This is a genomic window from Crossiella sp. SN42, assembly GCF_023897065.1.
Taxonomy (GTDB): domain Bacteria; phylum Actinomycetota; class Actinomycetes; order Mycobacteriales; family Pseudonocardiaceae; genus Crossiella.
On record NZ_JAMHIV010000022.1, the window covers coordinates 75,606 to 98,770 of the forward strand.

Annotated in this window: 22 protein-coding genes, 1 tRNA gene and 1 pseudogene; 18 read left to right on the plus strand and 6 right to left on the minus strand. The window is 68.1% G+C overall.

The features are described 5' to 3' along the window. The first annotated feature begins 4 nt into the window (after positions 1-4). Positions 5-745, plus strand: a complete 741-nt coding sequence (locus M8C13_RS25680; protein ID WP_252483256.1) for a methyltransferase — start codon at positions 5-7, stop codon at positions 743-745. A gap of 30 nt (positions 746-775) precedes the next feature. On the opposite strand, the gene M8C13_RS25685 is transcribed toward M8C13_RS25680, so the two are convergent. Beyond that, on the minus strand, positions 776-1,507 hold the full coding sequence (locus tag M8C13_RS25685; RefSeq protein ID WP_252483257.1) for a TetR/AcrR family transcriptional regulator: 732 nt from the start codon (positions 1,505-1,507) through the stop codon (positions 776-778). 115 nt (positions 1,508-1,622) lie between these two features. Here M8C13_RS25685 and M8C13_RS25690 point away from each other — a divergent pair, with 115 nt between their 5' ends. From M8C13_RS25690 to M8C13_RS25700, 3 genes are read left to right on the plus strand one after another with little or no spacing between them, the layout of a single operon-like run. Continuing rightward, positions 1,623-2,600 carry an ABC transporter ATP-binding protein gene (locus tag M8C13_RS25690; RefSeq protein ID WP_252483258.1) on the plus strand — a complete coding sequence of 326 codons (978 nt, stop codon included), beginning with the start codon at positions 1,623-1,625 and terminating at the stop codon, positions 2,598-2,600. After that, a complete protein-coding gene (locus tag M8C13_RS25695) occupies positions 2,593-3,393 on the plus strand; it encodes an ABC transporter permease (protein ID WP_252483259.1) in 801 nt (266 codons plus the stop codon). Before M8C13_RS25690 ends, M8C13_RS25695 begins: the two co-directional genes overlap by 8 nt. 10 nt (positions 3,394-3,403) lie before the next feature. Next, positions 3,404-4,396 (plus strand): epimerase, encoded by a 993-nt coding sequence (locus M8C13_RS25700; protein ID WP_374213145.1) that lies wholly within the window; start codon positions 3,404-3,406, stop codon positions 4,394-4,396. 345 nt (positions 4,397-4,741) lie between these two features. Here M8C13_RS25700 and M8C13_RS44670 read toward each other — a convergent pair whose 3' ends face one another. Beyond that, entirely contained in the window at positions 4,742-4,870 is a 129-nt protein-coding gene (locus M8C13_RS44670) for a hypothetical protein (protein ID WP_256509682.1), read from the minus strand. 254 nt (positions 4,871-5,124) lie between these two features. Here M8C13_RS44670 and M8C13_RS44675 point away from each other — a divergent pair, with 254 nt between their 5' ends. After that, the gene (locus tag M8C13_RS44675) at positions 5,125-5,250 is read left to right on the plus strand and encodes a hypothetical protein (protein WP_256509683.1); all 126 of its coding nucleotides are present in this window, start codon (positions 5,125-5,127) and stop codon (positions 5,248-5,250) included. A 1,198-nt stretch (positions 5,251-6,448) separates the two neighbouring features. Here the strand turns inward: M8C13_RS44675 and M8C13_RS25705 are convergent. Next, positions 6,449-7,651, minus strand: a complete 1,203-nt coding sequence (locus tag M8C13_RS25705; RefSeq protein ID WP_256509684.1) for a helix-turn-helix transcriptional regulator — start codon at positions 7,649-7,651, stop codon at positions 6,449-6,451. 321 nt (positions 7,652-7,972) lie between these two features. Between M8C13_RS25705 and M8C13_RS25710 the strand changes: the two genes are divergently transcribed. Next, positions 7,973-8,401, plus strand: coding sequence for a recombinase family protein (locus tag M8C13_RS25710; RefSeq protein WP_252483262.1), 429 nt, complete (start codon positions 7,973-7,975; stop codon positions 8,399-8,401). Next, positions 8,398-8,826 (plus strand): hypothetical protein, encoded by a 429-nt coding sequence (locus tag M8C13_RS25715; RefSeq protein ID WP_252483263.1) that lies wholly within the window; start codon positions 8,398-8,400, stop codon positions 8,824-8,826. Before M8C13_RS25710 ends, M8C13_RS25715 begins: the two co-directional genes overlap by 4 nt. A gap of 847 nt (positions 8,827-9,673) precedes the next feature. Here M8C13_RS25715 and M8C13_RS25720 read toward each other — a convergent pair. Then, positions 9,674-10,033: a GntR family transcriptional regulator gene (locus M8C13_RS25720; protein ID WP_252483264.1), complete on the minus strand. Its 360-nt coding sequence runs from the start codon at positions 10,031-10,033 to the stop codon at positions 9,674-9,676. 413 nt (positions 10,034-10,446) lie between these two features. Here M8C13_RS25720 and M8C13_RS25725 point away from each other — a divergent pair, with 413 nt between their 5' ends. The 7 genes from M8C13_RS25725 to M8C13_RS25755 all read left to right on the plus strand — a co-directional run bounded on the left by M8C13_RS25725 (position 10,447) and on the right by M8C13_RS25755 (position 16,312). Beyond that, positions 10,447-10,641, plus strand: coding sequence for a hypothetical protein (locus tag M8C13_RS25725; protein WP_252483265.1), 195 nt, complete (start codon positions 10,447-10,449; stop codon positions 10,639-10,641). A 136-nt stretch (positions 10,642-10,777) separates the two neighbouring features. Continuing rightward, positions 10,778-12,955: an FtsK/SpoIIIE domain-containing protein gene (locus M8C13_RS25730; protein WP_252483266.1), complete on the plus strand. Its 2,178-nt coding sequence runs from the start codon at positions 10,778-10,780 to the stop codon at positions 12,953-12,955. Positions 12,956-12,960: 5 nt separating this feature from the next. After that, complete coding sequence (locus M8C13_RS25735; RefSeq protein ID WP_252483267.1) at positions 12,961-13,329, plus strand: hypothetical protein; 369 nt, start codon at positions 12,961-12,963, stop codon at positions 13,327-13,329. Positions 13,330-13,361: 32 nt separating this feature from the next. Continuing rightward, positions 13,362-13,604, plus strand: a complete 243-nt coding sequence (locus tag M8C13_RS25740) for a hypothetical protein (RefSeq protein ID WP_252483268.1) — start codon at positions 13,362-13,364, stop codon at positions 13,602-13,604. A gap of 12 nt (positions 13,605-13,616) precedes the next feature. Further along, positions 13,617-13,949: a recombinase family protein gene (locus M8C13_RS25745; RefSeq protein ID WP_252483269.1), complete on the plus strand. Its 333-nt coding sequence runs from the start codon at positions 13,617-13,619 to the stop codon at positions 13,947-13,949. Positions 13,950-14,180: 231 nt separating this feature from the next. After that, positions 14,181-14,459 carry a helix-turn-helix domain-containing protein gene (locus tag M8C13_RS25750; protein WP_252483270.1) on the plus strand — a complete coding sequence of 93 codons (279 nt, stop codon included), beginning with the start codon at positions 14,181-14,183 and terminating at the stop codon, positions 14,457-14,459. Positions 14,460-14,461: 2 nt separating this feature from the next. Next, positions 14,462-16,312 carry a recombinase family protein gene (locus tag M8C13_RS25755; RefSeq protein ID WP_252483271.1) on the plus strand — a complete coding sequence of 617 codons (1,851 nt, stop codon included), beginning with the start codon at positions 14,462-14,464 and terminating at the stop codon, positions 16,310-16,312. Here M8C13_RS25755 and M8C13_RS25760 read toward each other — a convergent pair. After that, positions 16,275-16,351: transfer RNA gene (locus tag M8C13_RS25760), tRNA-Pro, on the minus strand. The genes M8C13_RS25755 and M8C13_RS25760 overlap by 38 nt on opposite strands. A gap of 759 nt (positions 16,352-17,110) precedes the next feature. Here M8C13_RS25760 and M8C13_RS25765 point away from each other — a divergent pair. The 4 genes and pseudogenes from M8C13_RS25765 to M8C13_RS44680 all read left to right on the plus strand — a co-directional run bounded on the left by M8C13_RS25765 (position 17,111) and on the right by M8C13_RS44680 (position 20,215). Next, positions 17,111-17,728 (plus strand): LuxR C-terminal-related transcriptional regulator, encoded by a 618-nt coding sequence (locus M8C13_RS25765; RefSeq protein WP_252483272.1) that lies wholly within the window; start codon positions 17,111-17,113, stop codon positions 17,726-17,728. Continuing rightward, positions 17,725-17,949 (plus strand): annotated as a pseudogene (locus M8C13_RS45825) (winged helix-turn-helix domain-containing protein); the annotation flags it as partial. The gene M8C13_RS25765 and the pseudogene M8C13_RS45825, both read left to right, overlap by 4 nt. A 43-nt stretch (positions 17,950-17,992) precedes the next feature. Further along, positions 17,993-19,834, plus strand: coding sequence for an AfsR/SARP family transcriptional regulator (locus M8C13_RS25770; protein WP_252483273.1), 1,842 nt, complete (start codon positions 17,993-17,995; stop codon positions 19,832-19,834). Positions 19,835-20,080: 246 nt separating this feature from the next. Further along, on the plus strand, positions 20,081-20,215 hold the full coding sequence (locus M8C13_RS44680) for a hypothetical protein (RefSeq protein ID WP_256509685.1): 135 nt from the start codon (positions 20,081-20,083) through the stop codon (positions 20,213-20,215). Here M8C13_RS44680 and M8C13_RS25775 read toward each other — a convergent pair. Further along, on the minus strand, positions 20,169-23,129 hold the full coding sequence (locus tag M8C13_RS25775) for a BTAD domain-containing putative transcriptional regulator (RefSeq protein ID WP_252483274.1): 2,961 nt from the start codon (positions 23,127-23,129) through the stop codon (positions 20,169-20,171). The two genes, M8C13_RS44680 and M8C13_RS25775, sit on opposite strands and share 47 nt — an antisense overlap. Positions 23,130-23,165 lie beyond the last annotated feature (36 nt).

Consider the following 23,165-nt stretch of genomic DNA (forward strand, 5'->3'; position numbering starts at 1 on the left):
GGACATGGAGAACGCTCTCGCGACTGAGGTGGGAGAGTGGCTGCTGTCGCAGGCGGGGGGACCGGGCCGCGCACAGTCGGCCACGACGTTGATGGGCATGCGGTGGGACGTGCTGCCGGGGGTGTGGCAGCCCAATCCGGGAACTCGGCTGTTCACCTCCTGGCTGCCGCTGGCTGACGGTGTCCGGTTCCTTGAGGTCGGCTGCGCCGCAGGCGTCACGTGCGTGATGGCGGCCCGCCTCGGGTGCGCGCGGGTGGTGGGTCTGGACATCGTCCCAGCGGCGGTGGAGAACACCCGGCGCAACGCGGCCCGGCACGGCGTGGCCGGCCGAGTGGAGGCGTTCACCAGCGACCTGTTCGCCGCACTGGACGCCGACGACCAATTCGACCTGGTCTGTTCGAATCCGCCACTGGTCAGGGCGCCGGGCTCTCGCCGGTACGCCGCGCAGATCGAGCGGTCGGTCTTCGACCCCGGCTACTCGTTGCATCGGCGCTTCTTCCACGAGGTGCGGCCGTACCTGGCCGAGGGTGGCCGGATCTACCTGTTGACCAGCGAGACGTTGGGCGATCCGGCCGGGGTGCGGCACATGGCGGCCGAGGCTGGTTTCACCGGGCAGGTGTACCGGAGAGAGGCGATCAGGATCCCGGCAGTCGTCATGGGGTCGCCCCCGGCCGCCGTCGCCGCTGCCGACCAGCACGGCATCGTCCACGTGGACTTCACCATGTTGGAGTTCCGGCGGCCCTGAGGCCCGGGGGATGGGCCCGCGAGCCTGTCCCTATGTGTCCAGGTCGCCGGGTTCGTCGCGGATCAGCCGCTGCACCTGCTCGACGGTCGGCAGTAGTGAGGCGCGCCCGGCTCGGTCCGCGGAGCGCTCGTCCACGGCGTCGGCCGGGAGTCCCAGCAGCCGCCGCAGGCCCGAGCGCATCAGGGATCCGTCGACCGTGGCGACACCGCTGAGCGCAAGCACGGACGCGCCCTGGTCGAGCGCGGCCATGAGCTGGGCGACCTTGTCGACGGCGAGGTCCTCCTCGGCCGCGCGATGTGTGGCGGCGACCCGACCGTAGGCGTCGAGCAGCATCTGGACCCGGGTGCGCAGCGCGGGGATGAGCATGTCGTCCCGCGCGGCGGTGGTGATGAACTCGAGCGTCGCGAGTCCGAACCCGCGCACCAGTTGCTCAGCCTCGCGCTCGTCGCCGCCGGTCGTCCCAGGGGCGCCTACGGCGGCCGTCGTCGCGGAGGCTAGCGGATCCCAACCCTCGCCGCGCAGCGCGCCGAGGTTGTAGTCGAGCACGGCGAGGAACAGTTCGGCCTTGCTGCTGAAGTTCGAGTAGACCGCGCCCTTGGAGAATCCGGCCTCGTTGGCGATCCCGTCGAGCGCCGCGCCGTGGTAGCCGTCGCGACTGAAGACCACGAGACCCGCCTCGATCAAAGCGTCGCGGGTCTCGCGCTTCTGTTCGGCTCTGGTGCGTCGCGTCCGTGGCGCGGGCATCACCCGGGGTTGATCCATGATCGCATCTTAGCCCCTTGACGCACCGTCAGTATCTCAATACCTTCGGTATCGGAATACCAACGGTATAGCGAGACCGACGGTACGAGGTCCCGCGACAATGACGGAGATCCTTATGAGTGACGCAGTTCTGGAGATCGAGGGGCTGACGAGACGGTTCGGCACGGTCGTGGCCAACGACGAGGTGAACCTGCGGGTTCGGCCCGGCGAGGTGGTCGGGCTGCTGGGCCACAACGGCGCCGGCAAAACCACGCTTGTCTCGCAGGTCGTAGGGCTGCTGCGGCCTACCAGCGGGTCAATTCGGGTGGCTGGGGTGGACGCCGTCGCGGACCCGGCGACGGCGCGACAGTGCGTTGCGTTGCAAGCCCAGGCCCAGGCCCCCCTGGACGGACTGACCCCAGGGGAGGCGATCGAGATCGCCGGGCGGCTGCGGGGCATGTCCCGCGCCGCCGCGCGGGCGGACGCCGAGTCCCTGGCCGACGCCCTGGACATCCGGGAGTGGATCGGCCGACGGGCGAGGCCGGACGGCGGCGGGATCTCCGGCGGGGTGCGTCGCCTGACCGCCTTCGCGATGGCCGCCGTGGCCCCGGTGCCGTTGATCATCCTTGACGAACCGACCAATGACGTCGACGCGGCCCGGCGCCGGCGGCTGTGGACGATCGTCCGCCGGCTCGGCGATGAGGGCGCCGGAGTCCTGCTGGTCACCCACAACGTCGCCGAGGCCGAACACGTGGTGGACGAACTCGTGGTGCTCGACCGCGGCCGGGTTGTCGCCACCGGATCACCGAGTCAGCTACGGGGGACCGACGAGGACCTGCGCCTCGAGCTCTCCCTGCCGCCGGACGGCGAGGACCCGTCCGAGTCGCCGGAGTTGCCCGTCCGGTTCAACCGCCGGATCCGCGCCGGCCGCCGGGTGCTGCTGAACCTCGGCGCGGCGGATGCCGAAGCCGCGGTCGCGTGGGCCACCACCCTCCGCGCGGCCGACTGCATCGAGGGGTACACGCTCTCGCCCGTCACCCTCGAGGACGCCTACCTCGCGGCAACGGCCGACGCCGGTGCCGCGCTCGCCGACGAGGAGCCCGCTCATGCCTGAATCGACCACCGTCGCGCACCCCGAGGCGCGGGTCCCCGTCGGGGTCCCGCCGCGCGCCGCTCTGGGGACGACGACCTGGACCCTGCTGCGCTGGACGATGGCCCAGACCGGGTCGATGCTGCCGCTGTTCGTCGTCGTCCAGGCGGCGATCGCGGCGGCCGTCATCATCGGATTCGGGTTCCTCATCCCCGACATCAACACGCGCACCGCGGAGTTGCTTTCTACCGGCGCCCCCACCGTCCTGATCATGGTTATCGGTCTGGTCCTGTGCCCGTGGGGGGTGGCTGGGGCCCGCACGAGCGGTACCTTCACCTACCAGCGCGCGCTGCCCGTGCCGCGCCCACTGCTGCTGGCGGCCGACCTGGTCGTCTGGCTGGTGATCGCGCTGCCCGGTATCCCCGTCACGGTGCTGGTGGCTCGCCTGCGTTACGGGCTCGACTACTCCATCGACTGGCCGTTGCTGGTGGGCGCGGCGGTGCTGTCGACGGTCATGGCCGTTTCGGTGGGTTACGCGTTCGCGGTGCTGTTGTCCCCGATGCTGTCCCAACTGGTCAGCCAGGTGCTGGTGTTCTTCGTGATGCTCTTCTCGCCGATCACCTTCCCGAGTAGTCAGCTTCCTGAGTGGTTCCAAGCGATCCACGACGTGCTCCCGTTCCGGCCTGCCGCCGACTTGCTTCGCGCTGGCCTGCTCTCAGACCGGTTCGAGGCGAGTGCTCAGGATCTGGTGGTGCTGCTCGTCTGGTGCCTGCTGGGACTGGCCATCAGTGTCCGCGCCCTCGTCCGACGTGGTTAGGAGGCCCGCTGTGGGTCGTTGGCTGGTACTGGGTGGGACCCGATTCCTCTCCCGCGCGGTGGCCGCCGCCGCGGTGGCGCATGGGCACGAGGTGGTCTGCGCGGCGCGGGGGGAGTCTGGGACGGTTCCCGATGGCGCCCGATTGGTGAGAGTCGACCGTGACGTCGACGACGGGCTAGCCCCACTGCGTGGCGAGCGGTTCGACGCGGTGGTCGACGTCGCCATCATCTCCTACCGGTGGGTGCGCGAAGCCTTGGCCGAGCTGGGCGAGGCGGCCGGGCACTGGACTTTCGTCTCGACCATGAACGTCTACGCCGACCTGTCTCGCCGCCACGGGGGCGTGGACGACAGGATGCTGGAACCGCGCTACACGGATCCGGTTGGCCCCGAGGACTTCGGCGCGTACGGGTCGATCAAGGTGGCCTCCGAGCAGGCGGTCAACGAGACGGTCCACGGCCGCGCGCTTGTGGTGCGGCCCGGCCTGATCTGTGGACCCGACGACGTGTCCGACCGGTTCGGGTACTGGCCAGGCCGGTTCGCTCGCGGCGGGCGCGCAGTGGTCCCCGACGCGCCCGACCAGCCGTGCCAGCTCATCGACGTCCGTGACCTCGCCGAGTGGATCGTGGCCTGCGGCGAGCGCAGGACCACGGGCACCTTCGACGCCTCCGGCCCGTCCACGACCCTGGGCACCGTGCTCGACGAGGTCGCGGCCGCGGTCGGCGCCCCCGACTTGCAGCGTGTCCCGATGTCTCCGGAGGAACTCATCGCGGCCGGGGTGCTGCCCTGGCAGGGGCCATGCTCCCTGCCGTTGTGGTTGCCGGAGAGCCACCTGGGCGTGGTTGACCGCGACACGGGGCCGGCCTGGGAGGCCGGGTTGCGCTGCCGCCCGGTCGCCGAGACCGCCGTGGCGGCCCTCAATCACGAACGTGCGCTCGGGATCGAACGCGAACGGGAAGCCGGTTTGACCGCAGCGGAAGAGGCCGAACTCCTGGACCGGCGGTAGGACCGGACTGGCACGTGGTCGACGCAGGTCGAGTGTGGCTGGGAGATTCGGGAGTCAGCCCGTCCCGGACGGCCGGATGCGGCGGTGCCCGACGGGCGACTTGTCGTTCAGGGGTAAGCGAAATTGTAGGCGGCGCGGTTGACGATGCCTTTGGCGTTGTATTTGGACGGCGCGTTTGACCACCAATGGCCTGGTCCGGAGACGCCGATAGGGCACGAGGTTGTCCAACAGGCGCCGCCTGTTGGGGCCCATGAGGCCGATGACACTGCCCACAATCACGTTGGTGACCGGACGATCAGCTCACGGGCGGCGTGCCCGGCGATGGTGAGGCTGGCCCGGCCAGGATCAGCACCAGGCCGGGGTGCGGGTGCGCAGGAGACGGCCCTCGGAAATGGTGGACTCCAGTTCCAGGTAGGCGGTCTCGATCTCTAGCGGTGGCCCGGCCTTCCGGGGCACGGTGTCGCTGAGCGGCATGCTCGACCTCGAAGGCAGTGCCAAGATCACAAAAAAGGAGTCCTCGCAGGTTCTGACCTGCGAGGACTCCTCAGACCGTCGAGGTCCTACGAGGCAGTTTGAACCGCCCTGACCTGCTCAAACAGCTCCGCAAGGTGACACAAGCGCTCGCTGAACCTGCACCCGACACCGGTACGACGGCCCCCGGAGCACCCGAGACCGGGCGGCGCGGGGTCCGACTCAGCGACCGGTTCACGGCACAAGAGCAGCGCGCCATGATCGACAAGTTCGTTACCGGTGCCACCGCTGCCGCCGTGGCCGTCGAGTACGGCGTCAGCGAACAGACAGTCAAGCGGCTGCTACGCAAGCACGGCGTACGCCGCACGCCCAAAGCCGCATAACAACGCCCATGGCAGATGTTTAGGTGAATATACCTGAAGAACTGGCAGCCAGACCGCCCTGAATGTCCTTCGATCTGACGACCATTGCGCTCAAGCCGCCACATGAGGCCGGAACCTCCGTAACATCGCGCCCCGTGTGCCGCTACGTAACCTCACCGCGACCGACAGCGGCCACTAAGGACCCAACGAAAGGAAGTCGTCCAGAACCTGAGCGAAGGTAGCGCCAGCCAAACCGACAGACAAATTTTCTCTATCGCACAAGTCATCTTGGCACCGAAATAGGCAAAAGCCTTACCTTGCATGGTTTAGACACCCCAAACTGCGCCAGTCAGGAATGCCTGATGTCCTTTGTGTATATGGCCTACCGTTCCGGTAGCCAAACTCCGAAGAATTTTACGCCCCGCCCCGGCGTCGACGATACGGGATTGTCCGCATTTGATTCACCTGGAGCATTTAAGTCCGGAACTAGGCTGCAAGTGATCGACACCTCCAGGCTGCGGAAGCTGCGAGCGGTGCGAGATTCACCCGAGGGGCATGTTAGCATTGCGCCTACTGACATGTCGAAAATGTCAGAGTGGATGGCTTGTCGAGACATGGGAATAGTTCATCCACTTACACAAGAACTCATAGATGCCCTCGATGATGAGATTGTCGCCCCCTGAATGACTATGAATTCTGAACTTGAAGAATGCTGGCAAAGATTCGACCAGTCTTTTTCGCACATATCGGCCGCACTCCTGGAGTGCAATCCAAAATTGCTAGCAAGTACAGGCTGGCGAACGACGGAAAAATGGCCATTTCAGACATGGGCCTCACTTAGCCGAGTGAGCGATCCCGGCCAAGCTGAGGATATCGTTATCTTCGTTAGCGCCAGAAAATACGGAAGTATCCTCCGCCTGGCAACTGACATATCAACCGGCGAAGGACAAATGCTCGCCTACGGCCCCAGCGGAATAGCCAGCTCCGACACGCCCTCCCTATGTTCCCTTGTTTCCAGTTCGATACTAGAATTCGAGCAGTTCCTACTGAAAGAGTACGGGCTACTGCGCGAAGCCTTGTGCTAATTCTCAGCTGTAAGCCCAAGAACTGAAACGAAATCGCACCTTCCGCCGGTGGGGCGTCCGCTGATTTCAGTGGACGCCTCACCGGCGCGTTAATCCTGTGTGGACAGCGCGGCTAGTATGCAGTCCGGTTTTCTTTATGCAGTGCGGCTAATTGCTGCGACTAGTTCCCGTGCTGTGTCGTGAATGCTTACCGGGACATCACCGTGTAGCGTTTTCTTGAGGGTGCGGCGCAGGATTTCGGTAGTGCGTCCTGATCCGCTTCCCACATCGGTAATCAACGCGGGCAAGGTATCGGCTAGGCGGTGCGCGTCGTTCCATTGCCGGGCCTCTAGCAGAGCGCCGAACAGGTAGCTGGTGTAGCTATATCTGCCGCGTTGCCGCCCCGCTGGAGTGATAGCCAGGGCATGGGCGAACGCGGTCACGGGGATGTCTTTATCACCAGCCAGGTGGTGCACCATGGCGGTGAACCACTGCCACTGTCGTTGATCGACCCACCACGCCCACGCCGGGTCAGAATCCCGTGCCCCGTCTAGGAAAAGCGACGAGGCGCGGGCCAGCTCGGCGCGTGCCTCATTGGGGCGGTGTTGCAGCGCTAAGGCGTGGCTACGGCGAGCCCGGAACAGTGATTCCAAGCGCGGACTTAGCGTGTGGCCGGACAGAATACGGTCCACGATCATCAGGGCTTCGGCGGGGCGTTGAGTCCATTCGGCGTGCATCGCCAGGTTTTGATGTGTCAACAGGGAAATCGAGCGATCCCCAGCCCAACCCGAGTACATCAACGATTCGTGGCTGACCGCCCGCATACCGTCCTGATCATTGGCGTCATAGAGCAGCCAGCCGACGATTTCGGCGAGTTCCCCTACCGCCGCATACAGATCCCGTTGCAGGGCGGGCGGACAGGGCGCGGCACCGATACGGCGCTGAATACCGCGAAAGACCCGCAGCCCTTGGCGGCTGGCCTCGGTCCCCCCGCACTGCCCGTCCAGGGCCAACAACTGGCCCATGGTGGCGTGAATGGCCGCGATGTCGTTGCCCCGTAACGGCTCCGGTGTTTCAGCGTTGGCCGGGACAGGGACGAACGGAAACGCGGGGGACGGGGTCATCCCCGTGCGCGCTGCGGCGTGTGGGGTGGAGGCGTTCAGCAGCTGATCGACCGCTGAGAGCGATAACCGAAGGGCATGGGCGATTTTGGTGCGCTGCCACGGCTGCGGGTCGCTTTCCCCACGTTCCCACCGCGCCCACGTGGAACGTTCCACGCCGCACGCCTGGGCCATGCGTTCTTGGGTATATCCGGCTGACTTACGCGCTTGCCGCAAGCCCTCACGCCGCGCGCCCATGGCGACTGCCCCAATCGAGCGAAGAACAACCGGGAAGTTCTATGCCTGTTTGTGCTGGTCAAGCCTACCGATACCGCAGCGATGCGTCACTGATGCGCCGTTAACGCTCTGGTCTCACCTGATCACGCAGCGCACCGTAGGCGCTGGCAACCGGGGCCGGGTGCCGCTGGTGATCACCCCCGACCGCTGACCAGCGGCCCGCTCCCCCCTCCCTCCCCGGCTCCGGTTGCCCCTAGCACTGTCCAGAAAGGACATTCGGAGGCGACCGATGGCCACCCACCGTCCCACCGCGACCATGGCCGCCCTGGCGGTGAGCTGATCATGTGCCGCGAACGCCTCACCCGCCTGCCCTCTGGCCCAGGTGTGGTGGCCGTGGGCTATGGCCGGGTGGCCCACCCCGCCGATGTGCAACGGGTACGCGCCCGGCTGACCGCGTGGTGCGCCAAAGCCGGATACGAGGTCCTAGCCGTGCCGATCGACACCGGCCGGAACCCACGCGCCGGACTGCACCGGCCCGGCCTGACCGCCTGCCTGGACATCGCTGCCCTGCTCGCTGTGGACGTCGTCGTCATGCCAACGCTGTGGCACCTCTCCCGCGACCCCCACGCCGCCGCCCGGGCCTACAGCCTGCTGGCCGCGGTGGCCCAAGTGCTGACCGTGGGCGGACCCAGCATCACCGAGCTACGCGAGCGCGCCACCACCAACGGCACCAGCGCCAGCGGCGGCAGCGACCCGGATGGACAGCGGTGACCGGGCCTTCTGCGGTGGGTCAGTACCGGGCCGTAGCCGCCTACCTGAGCACGATCACCCAAGCCCTGCAGAACGCTGAGACCACCAACAGCCCCGCGCCTGCTGGCCTGCGCCGAGGCTTGGTCCGGACCCACGGCGCGCTGTGGGCGGTGCTGGGTCCACACCAGCTCAACCACCGGGGCCGGTGCCCAGCCTGCCGCACCCGGCTCGGTGTCCCCGGCCCCTGTGCCCTGGTGCCCGTGCTCGCTGCCTATCTGCTCTCCCCGCTTCCGGTGGTGTGGTGGCAAATCCTGGCCGCCACCGCTGGCCCCGATGACCCACCGGTCACCATGACCCAGGTCAGCACCTGGCTCGGGGTAGACCCGGCCACCGGCCACAGCGGTAAGCCCCTGCACACCGCCAAGAACGTCACCCAGGAGCTGTGAGCGGCGTAAACGCCCCGATCGGGTACACGTTCCCGGCTCACGAGTGCGCCAGATCACACAAGCTAGTTGTGGGTTCGACGCTGTGTCACGACGAGACAGGGCGGCTAGCGGTATGGGGTGATCCTCACAGGGGGCTGTAACGCACCCTGAACACGCAGCGCACACGGCACGCCACTGCGCCACCTGCGCCGCTGTCCCGGTTTTCCCTTACGCCTCAACGGGTTTGGCTGCGAGTAAGGGCAACGTGCTCCGCCGGACCCCCTGCTGTCACCACCTGTTGGGGTTGCCTTTCTCGGCGCGCCCTAGCGCGGGGTTGCGTGCTGGTGTATCTAGCGCCGGGTGGTGATCTCTGGTTAGCGTGGGAACTGTCTTTGTTCCACCGTTGTTACACCCGCACCGCTTGTTGTTCCACCGCTTGGAGTTCTCGTTGCTTGTCGATCAGCACCGCCTGCACCCCGCCTCCCTGTTGCGTCCCTGAGCCTGCCCGCACCCCTGCATCCCGTGGCGCGGCCTGGCCCCGTGTCCACACTCCGACGGCATACCCCGGCGTTGCTCCACTTCGGTGAGCATTCTCGGTTTCCCGGTGCCGTCCGCATCGAGCGTGTATAGCTGAAATGGCATATGTCCCTGACGGCACAGCCTCGGGACAGCTTTCGGCCTTTTCAGTGCAGGCGCTTACCCCGGCTCACTGTCCACAGTGGAGGAACCGTGACGGACACTCCCGTCAGCGCAGAGGGCAACGTCCCTTTAGAACACAGCGAACAACAGAGCATCCAGGCGCAGCGACGCGCCAAGCTGGGCACAATCAACGCCAGGCTTGCGCGTCTGACGCGCCTGGTGGCACAGCTCAACGAGGTGTATGGCCTTCGCGACGTAGAAGCTCCTCAACTACCGTCTCCAAGGACGCAATCCGATCATCTATCTCGTCCAGGCGCTGCAACACCGGGTCTACCGGTGCCGGAGTAGCTGAGAGCACCCAGGTTCCGCGCCCAGGGGCGGAGGCAACGAAGCCCTGCTCCTGCAACATGCGTACGCCTTTTTGCACCGTGCTGCTGTTCACCCCGAAGCGCTTGCCCAACTCCACAAAGGACGGCAAGTGATCGCCGACCTTGTAGACCCCTGAGATGATCCGGTCCCGGATGATGTCGGCGGCCTGCTGATACGACGGACGGGTATCTGCCGGGTCCAGCGGTGGCATCTCACTCATACACTCCATCCTACCCTCACATCCGCAATCATTGCCATGATTGCAATCATCAACATACGTAGGATGCATTGCGCTCCAACGTGTTCTACCGTTACGGCCAAATCTTGCTACCGTCAAAGCGGGCAATCATTGCAATTAGCGCAATGTTTGACGGACGGAAGGCAATCCCCATGACGACGAGCCTGCAAGCCGAAGCCTGTGCCGCACTGCGGCGGCTACTCGCCTCCATACCCGCTTTCGATGCGCCCCAACGGTTGTGGGTCGCCTGGTGGCTACTTCGGGCCGAGACCTACGACCTAGTGGCGGTGGCATTCCCTGTCACCGCACCGTTCTCCCGCTCTACCGCGTACACCTCGCGGTTGCGGGCGCGCACCGTCCACAGTGCCCGGCGCGGCCTGTAAAGGGGGCCGGTGATGGGCAAGCATCGACGCCTGCGAGTGCGCGTGTATGGCAAGCAGCGCAAGGACATCGATCCGCACCTACTGACCCAAGTGATCGTGATGTACGTGCGGATGCTGCAACAGCAACAGGCCACCGGCAAGCACCGCGCCAGGCCAACACGACGCACCCGCAAGCCCAAGCCCAGCGCCACCGAACCCGAGGACTAGCCCGCTGAAAGCGTTGTGCCGCAACGGATGCGCCCCGAGCAGTCAGGCACCGCGGCCACCGTACCCACCATTGTTGGTGCGGTGCCTGGCTTTCCTTTCCCTTCTGCAGCATCCCGCCACCGACGACAGGAGTGCCATGAACGCCACCGGCGACCCCCACCACACCGATGAGGACACCGGCCCGGCCGTGCCGGTGATGGTCGATCAACCCCACACCACTAACCCGAATTCTGGTGTACCGCAACGAGAAGAGCGGCGGCCCATCATCCCGGCCTGGCTGCGCTCCTGGACTGCCCTGCGGGCCGCGCTGGTGTTCCTAGCCCGACATGGGGCGTATGCGGCCGGGTTTCATCTGCTGCGCCTACCAAAGTACGTTGCTGTGGCGCTGCTGTGGCGCGCCCCGGCAGGGGCGTGGATCACCCTCACAGCGTTGGGGCGCTGGATGATCGATGCCGACACCCGACCCAACCGAACCACCCCGCCAGCCACTACCGCCGCACACAAGGGCACCGGCACAACCGCCACCGCCGCACGCAAAGACACCCCCACGCCGGGGGCCATCCCGGAGCGGTCAGAGACCTATTTTTTCTTTACCCAGCTTCGCAATCACCGCATCTCTAAGCGCGTGCGCATGGTGCTGGTGGGGGCGGTGGTGACAGCCCTGTCCTGTGTGGCCGTGTGGGTGTTCGCACCACTGTGGATGATCGGCGTCGTGGTCGCCGGCCTCGTGGTGATCTTGGCCAAGGTCGGCACCCCCGTCGATAAGCCGATCATCAGCCGCGCCGTGGTGGTGCCCGCGGCCCGGCCCCTGCACAGCCAGGACGTGCTGAACGCGTTGGAGGCCATCGGGATTCGCAATGCCAAGGCCGCGCACTTTCCCGCGCCGATCAGCCGGGACGGCGCGGGCTGGCGTGCCGTCGTGGACTTGCCGCCCGGTGTGGTGGCGGCGGAGGTGATCGAACGCCGCCCCAAACTCGCCTCGGCCCTGTCGCGGCCGTTGGGGTGTATCTGGCCGGAAGCAGCCCCCGATGTGCATCCGGGCCGGGTGGTGATCTGGGTGGCTGATGTGAACCTCACCGCCGCAGCCCAACCCGCGTGGCCCCTGGCGGCCAAGGGCACCGTCGATCTGTTCGAGGGCATACCGGTCGGGACTGATCCGCGTGGGCGCTGGGTCAGCGCGGTGTTGATGTTCGCCTCGGTGGTCATCGGTGCCATCCCCCGCATGGGCAAAACCGTGTGGCTGCGCGCCCTGCTGTTGGCCGCCGCGCTGGATGTGCGGGCGGAGTTGCATGTGTTCGACCTCAAAGGCAACGGCGACCTACGCGCCCTGGAAGACGTAGCCCACCGCTACCGCTGCGGCTACACCGAGCAGGACATTGCTTATGCCCTGGCCGACATGCGCGAGCTGTCCGCCGAACTCCTACGCCGCTCCCAGGTCATCCGAGACCTACCCCGCGATGTGTGCCCCGAGGCCAAAATCACCCCCCACCTCGCCGGAGTCCGTGACCTTGGCCTGCACCCGGTCGTGATCGGGATCGATGAGTGTCACAAGTGGTTCACCCACCCCGAGCACGGGGCCGAACTCGCTGCCCTGGTGGAAGACCTTGTTCGCCGTGGCCCGGCCGCCGGAATCATCACCATCCTGGCCACCCAACGCCCCGACCAAGAGAGCCTGCCGCCCCGCATCTCCAGCAACGCCGCCATCCGCATCTGCCTCAAAGTCATGGACTGGCGCGCCAATGACATGGTCCTGGGCACTGGGGCCAACGCCAGCGGTGTCAGTGCGGTGCCGTTCTCCATTCTGGACAAAGGCATCGCCATCGCTACCGGCATCGGTGACGAGCCGGTCATTTTGCGCGGCGTGCCCACCGACACACCCCACGGTCCCAACTCCGCCACCATCGCCAGGCGCGCCCGCGCCCTGCGTGAAGCTGCCAACCGGTTGAGCGGCTATGCGATCGATACAACCGCCGGAACCGACCCCGACACGATCACCGCCGCCAGCACCCTGCTGGCCGACATCAACGCAGTTTTTCCCGTTGATGCCACAGTGATGTGGAACGAGTCCATTGTGGACCGCCTCGCCCAACTCCGACCCGACATCTATGGGGCCTGGGCGAAGTTGGAGCGCGGGGCGAAAGCCACCCAGCTCACCACCGCCTTGCGCCCCTATGGCATCCGGCCGGTTCAGCACTGGGGCACCGACCCGGACACCGGGGAGAAAGCCAACCGCCGCGCCATCACCCGCACCGATGTCCACACAGCCCTTGCCGCCGCCAAGATTCCGCACCCCCGCACACCGAACGAGAGGTAAAAACCGTGGCCACACACCAGAACACCGCGATCGTGTTCACCGCCTACGACTTCCCCGCCCACCTGATTGCCGCCTGCCGCATTGCACGATGGCACGGCTACACCGTCACTGACACCTTCATCGCCACCATCCCGCGCAACCTGCTCTCTGAAAAACTCATCGACGCGGTCTATACGGCCGACCCTGTGCATGACCCCAACACCCAACACCGAATCAACCGACTGCGTCACCAGTTCACCGCCCTCGGAGTGGAGTGGGTCGACGTCTCCGATCACATGCGCCTAGACGGCAACGCTCTAATCCTGCACACCGAGCCCATTCCCGAGGACCAGTACCCCTCGCCACCCACCACCACGAAAGGCACTATGTCATGACCAGGAAAGGTAAAACCGCGGTGGTGTTCACAGTGGACACCAACCCCACCTACGCCGGCACCGCCGGGAACGCCGCTAAAGCCAAGGGCTACCGGGTGAGCGAGACCATTCGCCACGACATCGACGAACTTCTGACCTACGTCACCACCCACACCACCGCCGTGGTGTTCTTCGGCGACACCATCACCGACCCCACCGCCCAGGCACGTATTGAACTCCTCGCTGAACAACTCGCCGTCGTGGGCATCACCTGGATCACCGCACCCATCCGATAAGGAGACAGCGCCATGGCTCGACGTAACCCAACCAACCCCGTCGGAGTGCTATATCTGGCCGCCAACAACCCCGCCAACATCCCCCGACAACGCACCGCCTGCCACCGGCTAGCTGACACACTCGATATGCCGGTCGTCGCCGAATTCATCCGCCCGGAAACCATCTCCGGCGTCGCGCCGGACAACCCAGCTATTGCTGAGCTGTTGGCCTATCTGGCCGCCCACACATCCGTCAGCCACGTGTTCGCCTATTCGCTCTCATGCCTGGGTCGCAACCGCCTTGCCGAGGCACTCACCCGCCACCAGCTCAACACCCTCGGCGTGGTCTTGGCCACCGTGACCTAGGCACCTAGCGCTAGCAGCAGCTCGCTGTCACCACCCCCCACCCAGGCCCAAACCGAGGCGCTCGCCGGCCTCGCCCGCTAGAGACACAACCCCAGCTCAGGACCCTCGTCAGACGCTAGAGGGACTGCTAGAGCTAGCAGGCCCGCCCGCTAGAGGCACCGCCGCCGAACCGGCCCAGCGCGACCGGTTCGGCGGTGGTGCAACCGTGCACCACCTGCCACCGTGGAAGTCGTGACACCACCAGAGACGACCAACCGCCCGGCTAGCTTCGGCGAACTGATCACCACAGCACGCACCACCAAAAAGCTGACCCAACGCGCACTTGCTGAACAACTCGATATCAGCCATACGACCGTGGCCCGTATTGAAAACGGCACCACCCCCACACCGACCCCGGAGGTCTTAATTGGACTCATTGAGGTTCTTGAGGTAGACGTTCGAACCGCTTTCGAACTGCTCCCGCCCTACCGGAGACTGCTCGATGCACTTGAGGCGAATGAGAAAGGCTAGCCATGGCGAAGAAACCCAAGAGCGGCAAGGGATATTTGGCTGACCTGCTACCCCAACTCGGTACCTTCACCTCACACATCGCCGACGCCATCGGTCAAGGCCGGGGCCTGGCCTACTACCGGGTCTCGGATCGCAGCCAGGTCGACACCGACTATGACCCCGAAGGTAACTCCCTTCCCACCCAACGCAAAACCGTGCGAGAACTCGCCGAAAGCCTCAACATCACCCTGGTCGAGGAGTATGTCGAACCGGGTAAATCAGCATTGCCGCTCGATCAACGCCCCAAGTTCGCGCAGATGGTCAAACGGATCATCGAACACCGTGACATCAAATACGTGCTGGTGTACTCACTCTCGCGCCTAGCGCGGAATCGCTATGAAGACGCCATCGTCGGGCTCACCCTGGAACGCCTCGGCGTAACAGTGATCTCGGTCAAAGAGCACTTGCATGGCAACGACCCGGCCACCCGAGCCATGCGCGGCATGCTCGCAGTCTTTAATCAGTTCCAAGTGGAATCCTCCGGGGAGGACATCAAAACCAAACTGGCGAACAAAGCCAGCAACGGCGGAACACCCGGCCTCGCCAAAATCGGCTATGTCAACATCGCCATCCAATTCGAGGGCCGCAAAGTCAACACTGTCGAACTCGACCCGCAGCGGGCCGAATACATCCCCCAAATCTTCGACCTGGCCGACACTGGACGCTACACACCCACCCAGATCCACGAGATCATTACTGAACGCGGCTTTCGCAACCGTCCCCGCAAAGGTGCACCACTACAACCGGTCAAGCTCGATGTGATCTTGAAAATCTTGAGGGACCGCTACTACTGCGGCTACATCACCCACGACGGCATCGAATACAAGGGCCGCCACCAGGCGTTGGTCAGCGAAGAACAATTCAACCGAGTACAACGCATCCTGGATAGCTCCGGTATCGGCGGAACCCGCCGCACCGTGCACTACCACCCACTCAAAGGACTGTTGTGGTGCCAGCGCTGCCGCCGCCGGTTCGTGCTGTCCAATAACACCGGCAACGGCGGCACCTACACCTACGTCTTTTGTATGGGGCGCAAGCACAAAGTCTGTGATCAACCCTTCCTGCGCATGGACACCCTCACCGGAGTGGAACACGCCGTCAGCGCCCACTTCGAGTCCGTCACCATTGCCGAGGAGATCCGCGCCGTCGTGACAGCAGCTGCGGCAACCGCGTTGGCCGCTGCTGGCAGCGGCAGCGACACCATCCGCGAGAAGCTCACCACCGAACTAGCCAAACTGGACAACACAGAAGACGCCCTCTTGGACCTGGCAGGCGATGACGAGTGGAACCGCGACAAGCTCACCGCCAAACTAAAAACCATCCGAGCAAGGCAGGCCGGGATCAACCGGCAACTCGACGAACTCGACACCAACCCCACCACCGGACACGAGCTGCTGAACCAGGCGCTCGCCTTGCTGGTGCGCGCCCGCCAGCTCTATGACACCGGAACCCCCGAGATCCAAAACCTGATCACCCGCACCATGTTCACCCGGCTCTACCTCGACGCCGATGAGGTCACCGCCGTGGCCGTCACCAACTCAGAGTTGGCTGAGCCGTTCGACACCGCCACCGAACTCGCAGACGCCGCCCACGCCGCTGCCAGCCTCACCGGCCCCGCCGACAACCCAGCGCCCGGCTACGAGCTTCCCAGCCCCCGACAGAACCCCGACACACAGAGAAGCGGCCCCCTCCCGAAGGAGAGGACCGCTTCACCGATCGACCTGCGTCAGGTGGTGCCCGCCCCAGCCTGTGTGACTGGTTTGAACACCCCCCGTCTGGTCGGGACGACAGGATTTGAACCTGCGACCCCTTGACCCCCAGTCAAGTGCGCTACCAAGCTGCGCCACGTCCCGGTCTTGCTTCGTTCTCTCGAACGTGATGAAGCCTAGCGCACCGCACCGCCCACCCGGAAATCGGGGGTCACCGCGGTGATCTTGACCCAACCCCAACCCCGCCACCCGGCCCCCGAACCGCCCCCAAAGCCCGCACCGCTGCCGGACCGGGAAGTTCAAACAACCCCCTGACCTGCGCCAACACCGCACTGCACAACCGGACCGCTGGCGAACCCGTTCGTGAAGCAGTGATGCTGCCCCCGGTTGGCCGGTGACGCTTGCTGGGGAATGGAGTCGTCGGTTCAGTTGGTGCACGGCCGCGGGAACCCCCACCCGCCGGAGCGCTCGTCCCACCCCCTCGGGGCGAACTCCCGTCGTGTCGCCGGCTGGCGGAGGTCAACCATGGGAAGCCGTGGGCGCGGGATCCCTGGCTGGTGCGCCACGCGCTGACCCCGTGCGCGCGCCTGCCCGGTGGACTCCTCCTCGACAATCCGCCGGCCCGCGCCCGCGGCTGCCCCCTCGCGTGCAACACCCTGTGACTGACCAGGGAGTTCCGGGGCGTGGAAGTGTGTCCGGCGGGACCATTGACAGCTCGTTGACGCCTCGTTGACAGGCCTCCGGTTTGCTTGTCGCCGAGGGGACGAGGAAAAAGGGGCCGTCACCATGACCATGAGCTTGAGCTTGTCGAAACAGGTCGAGAACACCGCGCTGAAATCCGTTGTTCCGGTGGCCGGTTCGCGGGCCGCGGAACCGCGGGATCGAATTGCCGTCGCGGTTCGGGTGGATGATCAGTTGCTGGCCGCGGAACTTGTTCCGCAACTGGCGCTGTCGCCGGACCTGCATCTGCTCGCGGTGGGTGAGAGCGCTCCAGCGGATGTGGTGCTGGTGCTCGGCAATGCCGTGAGCGACGAGCTGATCGACGATCTGGCCGCCATGTCCGAACGCGCCGAGAACGCCGCGCGGCGGGTGGTGCTGGTGGCCGGGCCGTTGCGGGAGCGGCATTTGAGCCGGATCTTCGGGGTCGGTGTGGTCAGCATCCTGCCCCGGCGCGACATCAGCGCGCGCCTGGTCATCAGGGCGCTGGTGGCCACCAAGGCGGGGGGCTCGGTGCTGCCGGAGAAGCTGACCCGCTGGCTGGTCGACGAGGCCCGCGGCTTCCAGAGCGACCTGCTGGCCAAGCAGGGGCTCACCTCCGGCGGGCTTACCGCGCGGGAGGTCGAGGTGCTGCGGCTGATCGCCCAGGGCGAGGACACCGCGCACATCGCCGCGCAGCTGAGCTACTCCGAGCGCACCATCAAGAAGATCATGCAGGACCTGCTCTCCCGGCTGGAACTGCGAAACCGCGCGCACGCGGTCTCCTACGCGCTCGAGTTCCAGGCAGTAGAGGGAACTCAGTGAAGCAGGGTCTGGCGTTCGGATTGCTCGGGCCGGTTCGCGCCTGGCGCGACGGGGCCGAGCTGAACCTCGGTTCCCCGCAGCAGCGGCTGACCCTGGCCACCCTGCTGCTGGCGCAAGGGCGGGCGGTCCCGGTCGAGGAGATCGCCGCCGCCCTGTGGGGTGCCGCCGTGCCCCGCGCCGCCCGCGGCACCATCCGCACCTACGTCCAGCGCCTGCGCCGGGTGCTGGAGACCGCTGACGGCGAACCCGTGATCGTCTCCGCTGGTGGCGGCTACGCGCTCCGGGTGCCCGAGGAGGCCACCGATTTGGGCCGGTTCCGGCGCGCCGTGCGCGCGGCCGAAGCGGCCCCGCGGCCGCGGCGAGGTCGCCGCCGCGGCCGGGCTGTACAAGGAAGCCGTCGAGGAGTGGGACGGCGAGCCGCTGGCCGGGCTGCACGGGGAGGCTGCCGACGCGGAACGCGTCCGGCTGCGCCGCCGCAGGCTCGGCGTGATCGAGGAGCTGGCCACCCTCGAGCTGGAGCTGGGCCGCTGCCCCGACCTGGTCGACCGGCTCGCCGCCGAAGCCCAGGCCGAACCGCTGCGGGAGCGGCTGCACGAGCTGCTCATGCTCGCCCTCTACCGGGCAGGCCGCCAGGCCGAGGCGCTGACCGCCTACGACACCCTGCGCAAGCTGCTGGCCGAGGAGCTCGGCGTCGACCCCGCGCCCGCCGTGCGCGAACTGCACCGCCGCATCCTGCGCGCCGACCCGAACTGCTCGGCCAGGGCCGCCACGACCGGCCCCGCCGCCACCCGCGGTCACCCCCGCTCAGCTGCCGCCCGACCTGCCCGACTTTATCGGCCGCGAGGACGAGTTGGCCGCGCTGAGCGTGCCGTCGTGCACGGCACCCCCGGCGTCGGCAAGACCACCTTCGCCGTCCGCTGGGCGCACCGGGTGGCCGCGCGGTTCCCGGACGGCCAGCTCTACGTCGACCTGCGCGGCTTCGAACCCGAAGGCGTCGCGGTCGAGCCACGCGAAGCGGTGTGGGGCCTGCTGGACGCCCTGGCCGTGCCCACCCAGTTTCGCCCGGACCGGCTGACCGCGCTCTACCGCAGCGTGCTCGCCGACCGCCGCTGCCTGATCCTGCTGGGCAACGCCCGCGACACCGCCCAGGTGCTGCCGCTGTTACCCGGCAACCCGAACTGCTTCGTGCTGGTCACCAGCCGGGTCGAGCTGTCAGGGCTGGTCGCGGCGGCCGGCGCGCACGCCGTGGCGCTGGACATCCTCAGTGAGGAGGAGGCCACCGGTTTCCTGGCCCGCCGCCTCGGCCGGGCCAGGGTCGAGGCCGAACCGGAGGCGGTGCGCGAGATCATCGCCGCCTGCGCCGGCTGCCGCTGGCCCTGGCCGTGGTCTGTGCGCGCCGCCTACCGCCCGGCCTTCAGCCTGGCCGCGGTCGCCGAGGAGCTCGACTCCGCGCGCGGCGGCCTGGACGCCTTCACCGGCGCGGACAGCCGCACCGACGTCCGCTCCGTGCTGTCCTGGTCCTACCGGGCGCTGTCAGCGCCTGCCGCCCAGCTGTTCCGGCTGCTGTCCTTCCACCCGGCCACCAGCGTCGACCTGCGCGCCGCGGCCAGCCTGGCCGGTCTGCCGACCGCCCGCGCGCAGGCCCTGTTCCGCGAGCTGACCGCCGCGCACCTGCTCGCTGAGGTCGCCCCCGGCCGCTTCCACACCCACGACCTGCTGCGCGCCTACGCCCTGGAGCTGGTCTCCGCCCAGGACAGCGCCGCCGTTCATCCTGGAACACGCGGTGCTCATCGGCCTGGTGCAGCGAGCGGCCGCCGCCGGGTTCGAACGGCACGCCTGGCAGCTGGCCTGGATGATGCGGCACTACCTGGACTGGGCCGGGCACTGGCGGGACCTGGAGACGGTGCACCGGACCGCGCTGCGGGCGGCCACCGAGACCGGCGACGCGGCCTACGCCCGCCGCGGCCTGGCCAGGTTCGAGGCCCACCACGGCCGCTTCGGCCAGGCCAGGGCGCTGCTGGCGGAGTCGCTGACCGGGTTCACCATCGCCGGGGACACCCTGGCCCGCGCCAGCTCCGCGCTGGGCCGCTTCGCCGAGGCCGCTGACTACCGCGAGCGCGGCATCGAGCTGTCCCGCTCGATGGCCAACCGCTGCGACTTCGTCACCTCGCTGCTGCACCGCATGGTCACCTCCGCGCTGATCTACCTCAGCGAGGCCCGTCACCTGGCCGGTCAGACCGAGCGGGCCAACCGCGCGCTGCGTGAGGCGCTGACCGGCTGCGCGAGGAGCTCGACGAGCCCTACCTGGGCGTCGGCGGCGCGGACGGCGCCACCGACGCGGCCCTGCGCGAGGTGCTGGCCACGCTGACGGAGTTACTGGCCGAGCCGGCCGAGGGCGCGGGCTGGTACGAGCGGGCGGGCACGGTGCTGCACAAGGTGGTCAGCACCGCGGAGGAACTGGGTCTGGGCGTGTACCTGTCCGAATGAGACGGTCGATCCGCTCGACGTCGCCCCGCTCAGCTGGCGGCAGCGGCGCGCCGACCGAGGCCCGCAACCCGGTGGCCCGCGCCAGCGACTCGGCCGCCAGCTGATGGTCCCCGGCCAGCGCGTGCGCGCCCGCGAGTCCTTCCCAGGCCAGCGCGACCGCCCTCGGATCACCGACGGCCTCCGCGGCCGCGAGCCCTTCCCGGTGCAGGGCAAGACATTCCGCCGCCTGACCGCGCTGCTCGGCCAGGAAACCCAGCTCGGCCAGGATCAGCGCGACCCCGGCCGCGCCGTCGTAGCGGCGGCACCAGTCCAGCCAGCTGCGCAGCCACCGCTCGGCTGCCGCGAACTCGCCCTGGCGGCGGGCGATGAGGCCCAGGCCGACCTCGGCGAACTGCCTGCCGCGCTGGTGGGACTGCTCGGTGGCCAGCCGCGCGGCCACGGTGTGCAGCTCTTTCGCGCGCGCCAGCTCGCCGGTGAGCAGGGCCAGCCTGCCGAGACCGGCGTACTCGTAGGCGGCCTCGGTCCACAGCCCGAGCGACTCGGCCAGCCGCAGCGCCCGCTCGTGACCGCGCGCTGCGGCCGGGTAGTCGCCGCCGATCTGGGCGAGCAGGGTGTCGATCTGCCCGGCCTTGAGCTGTCCCCAGCGGTCGCCGAGGTCGAGGAACCGGGCGGCGCACTCGGCGGCCAGCGTCCGGGCGGCTGCCAGCTCGCCCGCGGCCAGGGCCAGGGCGGCGCGGGTGTGCAGGGTGGCGGCCGCGCCCCAGCGCTCGCCGGCGGCGGTGAACGCGGCGTGCGCCCGCTCAGCCCAGGCGGCGGTGGCCGCAGGCGGCCCGAAGTCGCTGCGCGCCAAGCCGAGGAACCATTCCAAGTGGGTCCGCCTGCTCTCCTCGGTGATGGGGGAGAGGTCGGGTTCGGCGGGTTCGGGCAGCTCGGGGTCCCGGATGAGCAGGGCGAAGGCGGCCACCCACGCCGATGCCTCGGCCCGCACGGCCTCCGCGCCGAGGCCGGGCGTGGCGAGCAGCGCGGTGAGGGTGCGGTGCGCCTCGCCGAAGCGGCCGCGCAGGTACCAGTACCAGCCCAGCGCGTTGGCCACCCGCAGCGCGTCCGGGACGGGACCGGTGAGCGCGCGGCGCAGGTTGGCCGACTCGGTGTCCAAGCGCCGCAACCAGATCCGCTGCTCCGGGCCGCGCAGATGCCGGTCAGCTTCCTCGGCCAGGGCCAGGTAGTGCGCCTGGTGCCGCTGCCGGAGCCGCTGCTGTTCGGCCGGGCCGAGGTGTTCGGCGGCGAAGGCCGCCACGGACTCCAGCAGCCGGTAGCGCGGGCCGTCCGCGGTCTCGGTCATCACCACCAGCGAGCGATCCACCAGACCTGCCACCAGGTTCAGCGTGCCGGGCAGCTCGCAGACCGCCTCGGCCGCGGCCAGGTCGCCGCCATCGGCGAGCACGGACAGGCGGCGCAGCACGGCCCGTTCCGGCTCCGCCAGGGGCTGCCAGCTCCAGTCGATCACCGCGCGCAGTGTGCGCTGCCGGGCGGGCGCGGTCCGGTTTCCGTTGTCCAGCAAGGAGAACCGGTCGTCCAGGCGGTCGGCCAGCGCCCGCACGCCGAGCGCGGGCACCCGGGTGGCGGCCAGTTCCAGGGCCAGCGGCAGGCCGTCCAGGCGACGGCAGATGACCGCCACCGCCGCCGGGTCCAGCCGGGCGCCCGGCGCGGCCGCGGTGGCTCGCGCGGTGAACAGCGCGGCCGCCTCGGCCGCGGGCAGTGGCGGCACCGGGAAGCGGTGTTCCCCAGGCACGGCAAGGGGTTCCCGGCTGGTGGCCAGCACCCGCACCCCCGGCGCGACGGCCAGCAGCCGGGTGAGCAGCCCGGCCACCGGATCCAGCAGGTGCTCGCAGTTGTCCAGCAGCAGCACCAGGTTCCGCTCCCGCAACGCGTCCAGGTCACGCACCCCGAGCACCGCGGTGACCACGTCCAGGACCTCCCCGGCGGCGGCCAGCTCGGCCAGCCACACCCCATCGGGCGGGTCCAGCCGCCGGGCCGCCTCGACGGCCAGCCGGGTCTTGCCGACCCCGCCCGGCCCGGTCAGGGTCACCAGCCGCGCCCGCGTCAGCAGCGCGCCCACCGCGGTCACCGCCGCCTCCCGGCCGATCAGGTCACCCGAGGGGGCCGGCAGGTTGGTGCGCGGCCGGACGGCCAGTTCCGGTGACCGCGTCAGGATCGCCTGGTGCAGCGCGAGCAGCTCCGGACCGGGATCCACGCCGAGCTCCTCGGCCAGCCGCCGCCGCAACCCGGCATAGGCCGCCAGCGCCTCGCCTTGGCGCCCGGCCCGGTAGAGCGCGCGCAGCCGGATCCCGTGCAGCCGTTCCCGCAGCGGGTGCCGCGCCACCAGCTCACCGAGCTCGGCGGTCAGGTCCGCGCCCAGCGCGAGCCGCGCCTCGGCGTGCTCCTCCACGGCGGTCAGGCGCAGCTCTTCCAGGCGCCCCACGGTGATCCGGGTGAACTCGGCGTCGGCGAACTCGGCGAAGGCCGGTCCCCGCCACAGCGCCAGCGCGTCAGTCAGCAGCTCCGCCCGCACCGCGGGGTCGGCACTGGCCCCGGCCTGCTCGAGGAGTGCCTGGAACCGCCAGAGGTCCACCGAGCCGGGCTGGGCGCGCAGCAGGTAACCGGATTCCGTCGAGACGACCAGGTCCCGGCCGATGGCCTTGCGCAGCTGCCAGATCCGGGTCTGCACGGCCTGCGCCGGGTCCGCGGGCGCGCGCTCGCCCCACAGGTCCTCGACCAGCCGGTCCACGCTGACCGGGCGGCCCAGGTGCTGCAGCAGGTCGGCCAGCAGCGCGCGGACCTTGACCTCGCGGATCCGCACCGGGCCGCCGTCCTCCGCCCGCACCTCCAGCGGCCCCAGCACCCCGAACCACACCGGCTCACCCTATCCGGAGCGGACCTGGAGCGGATC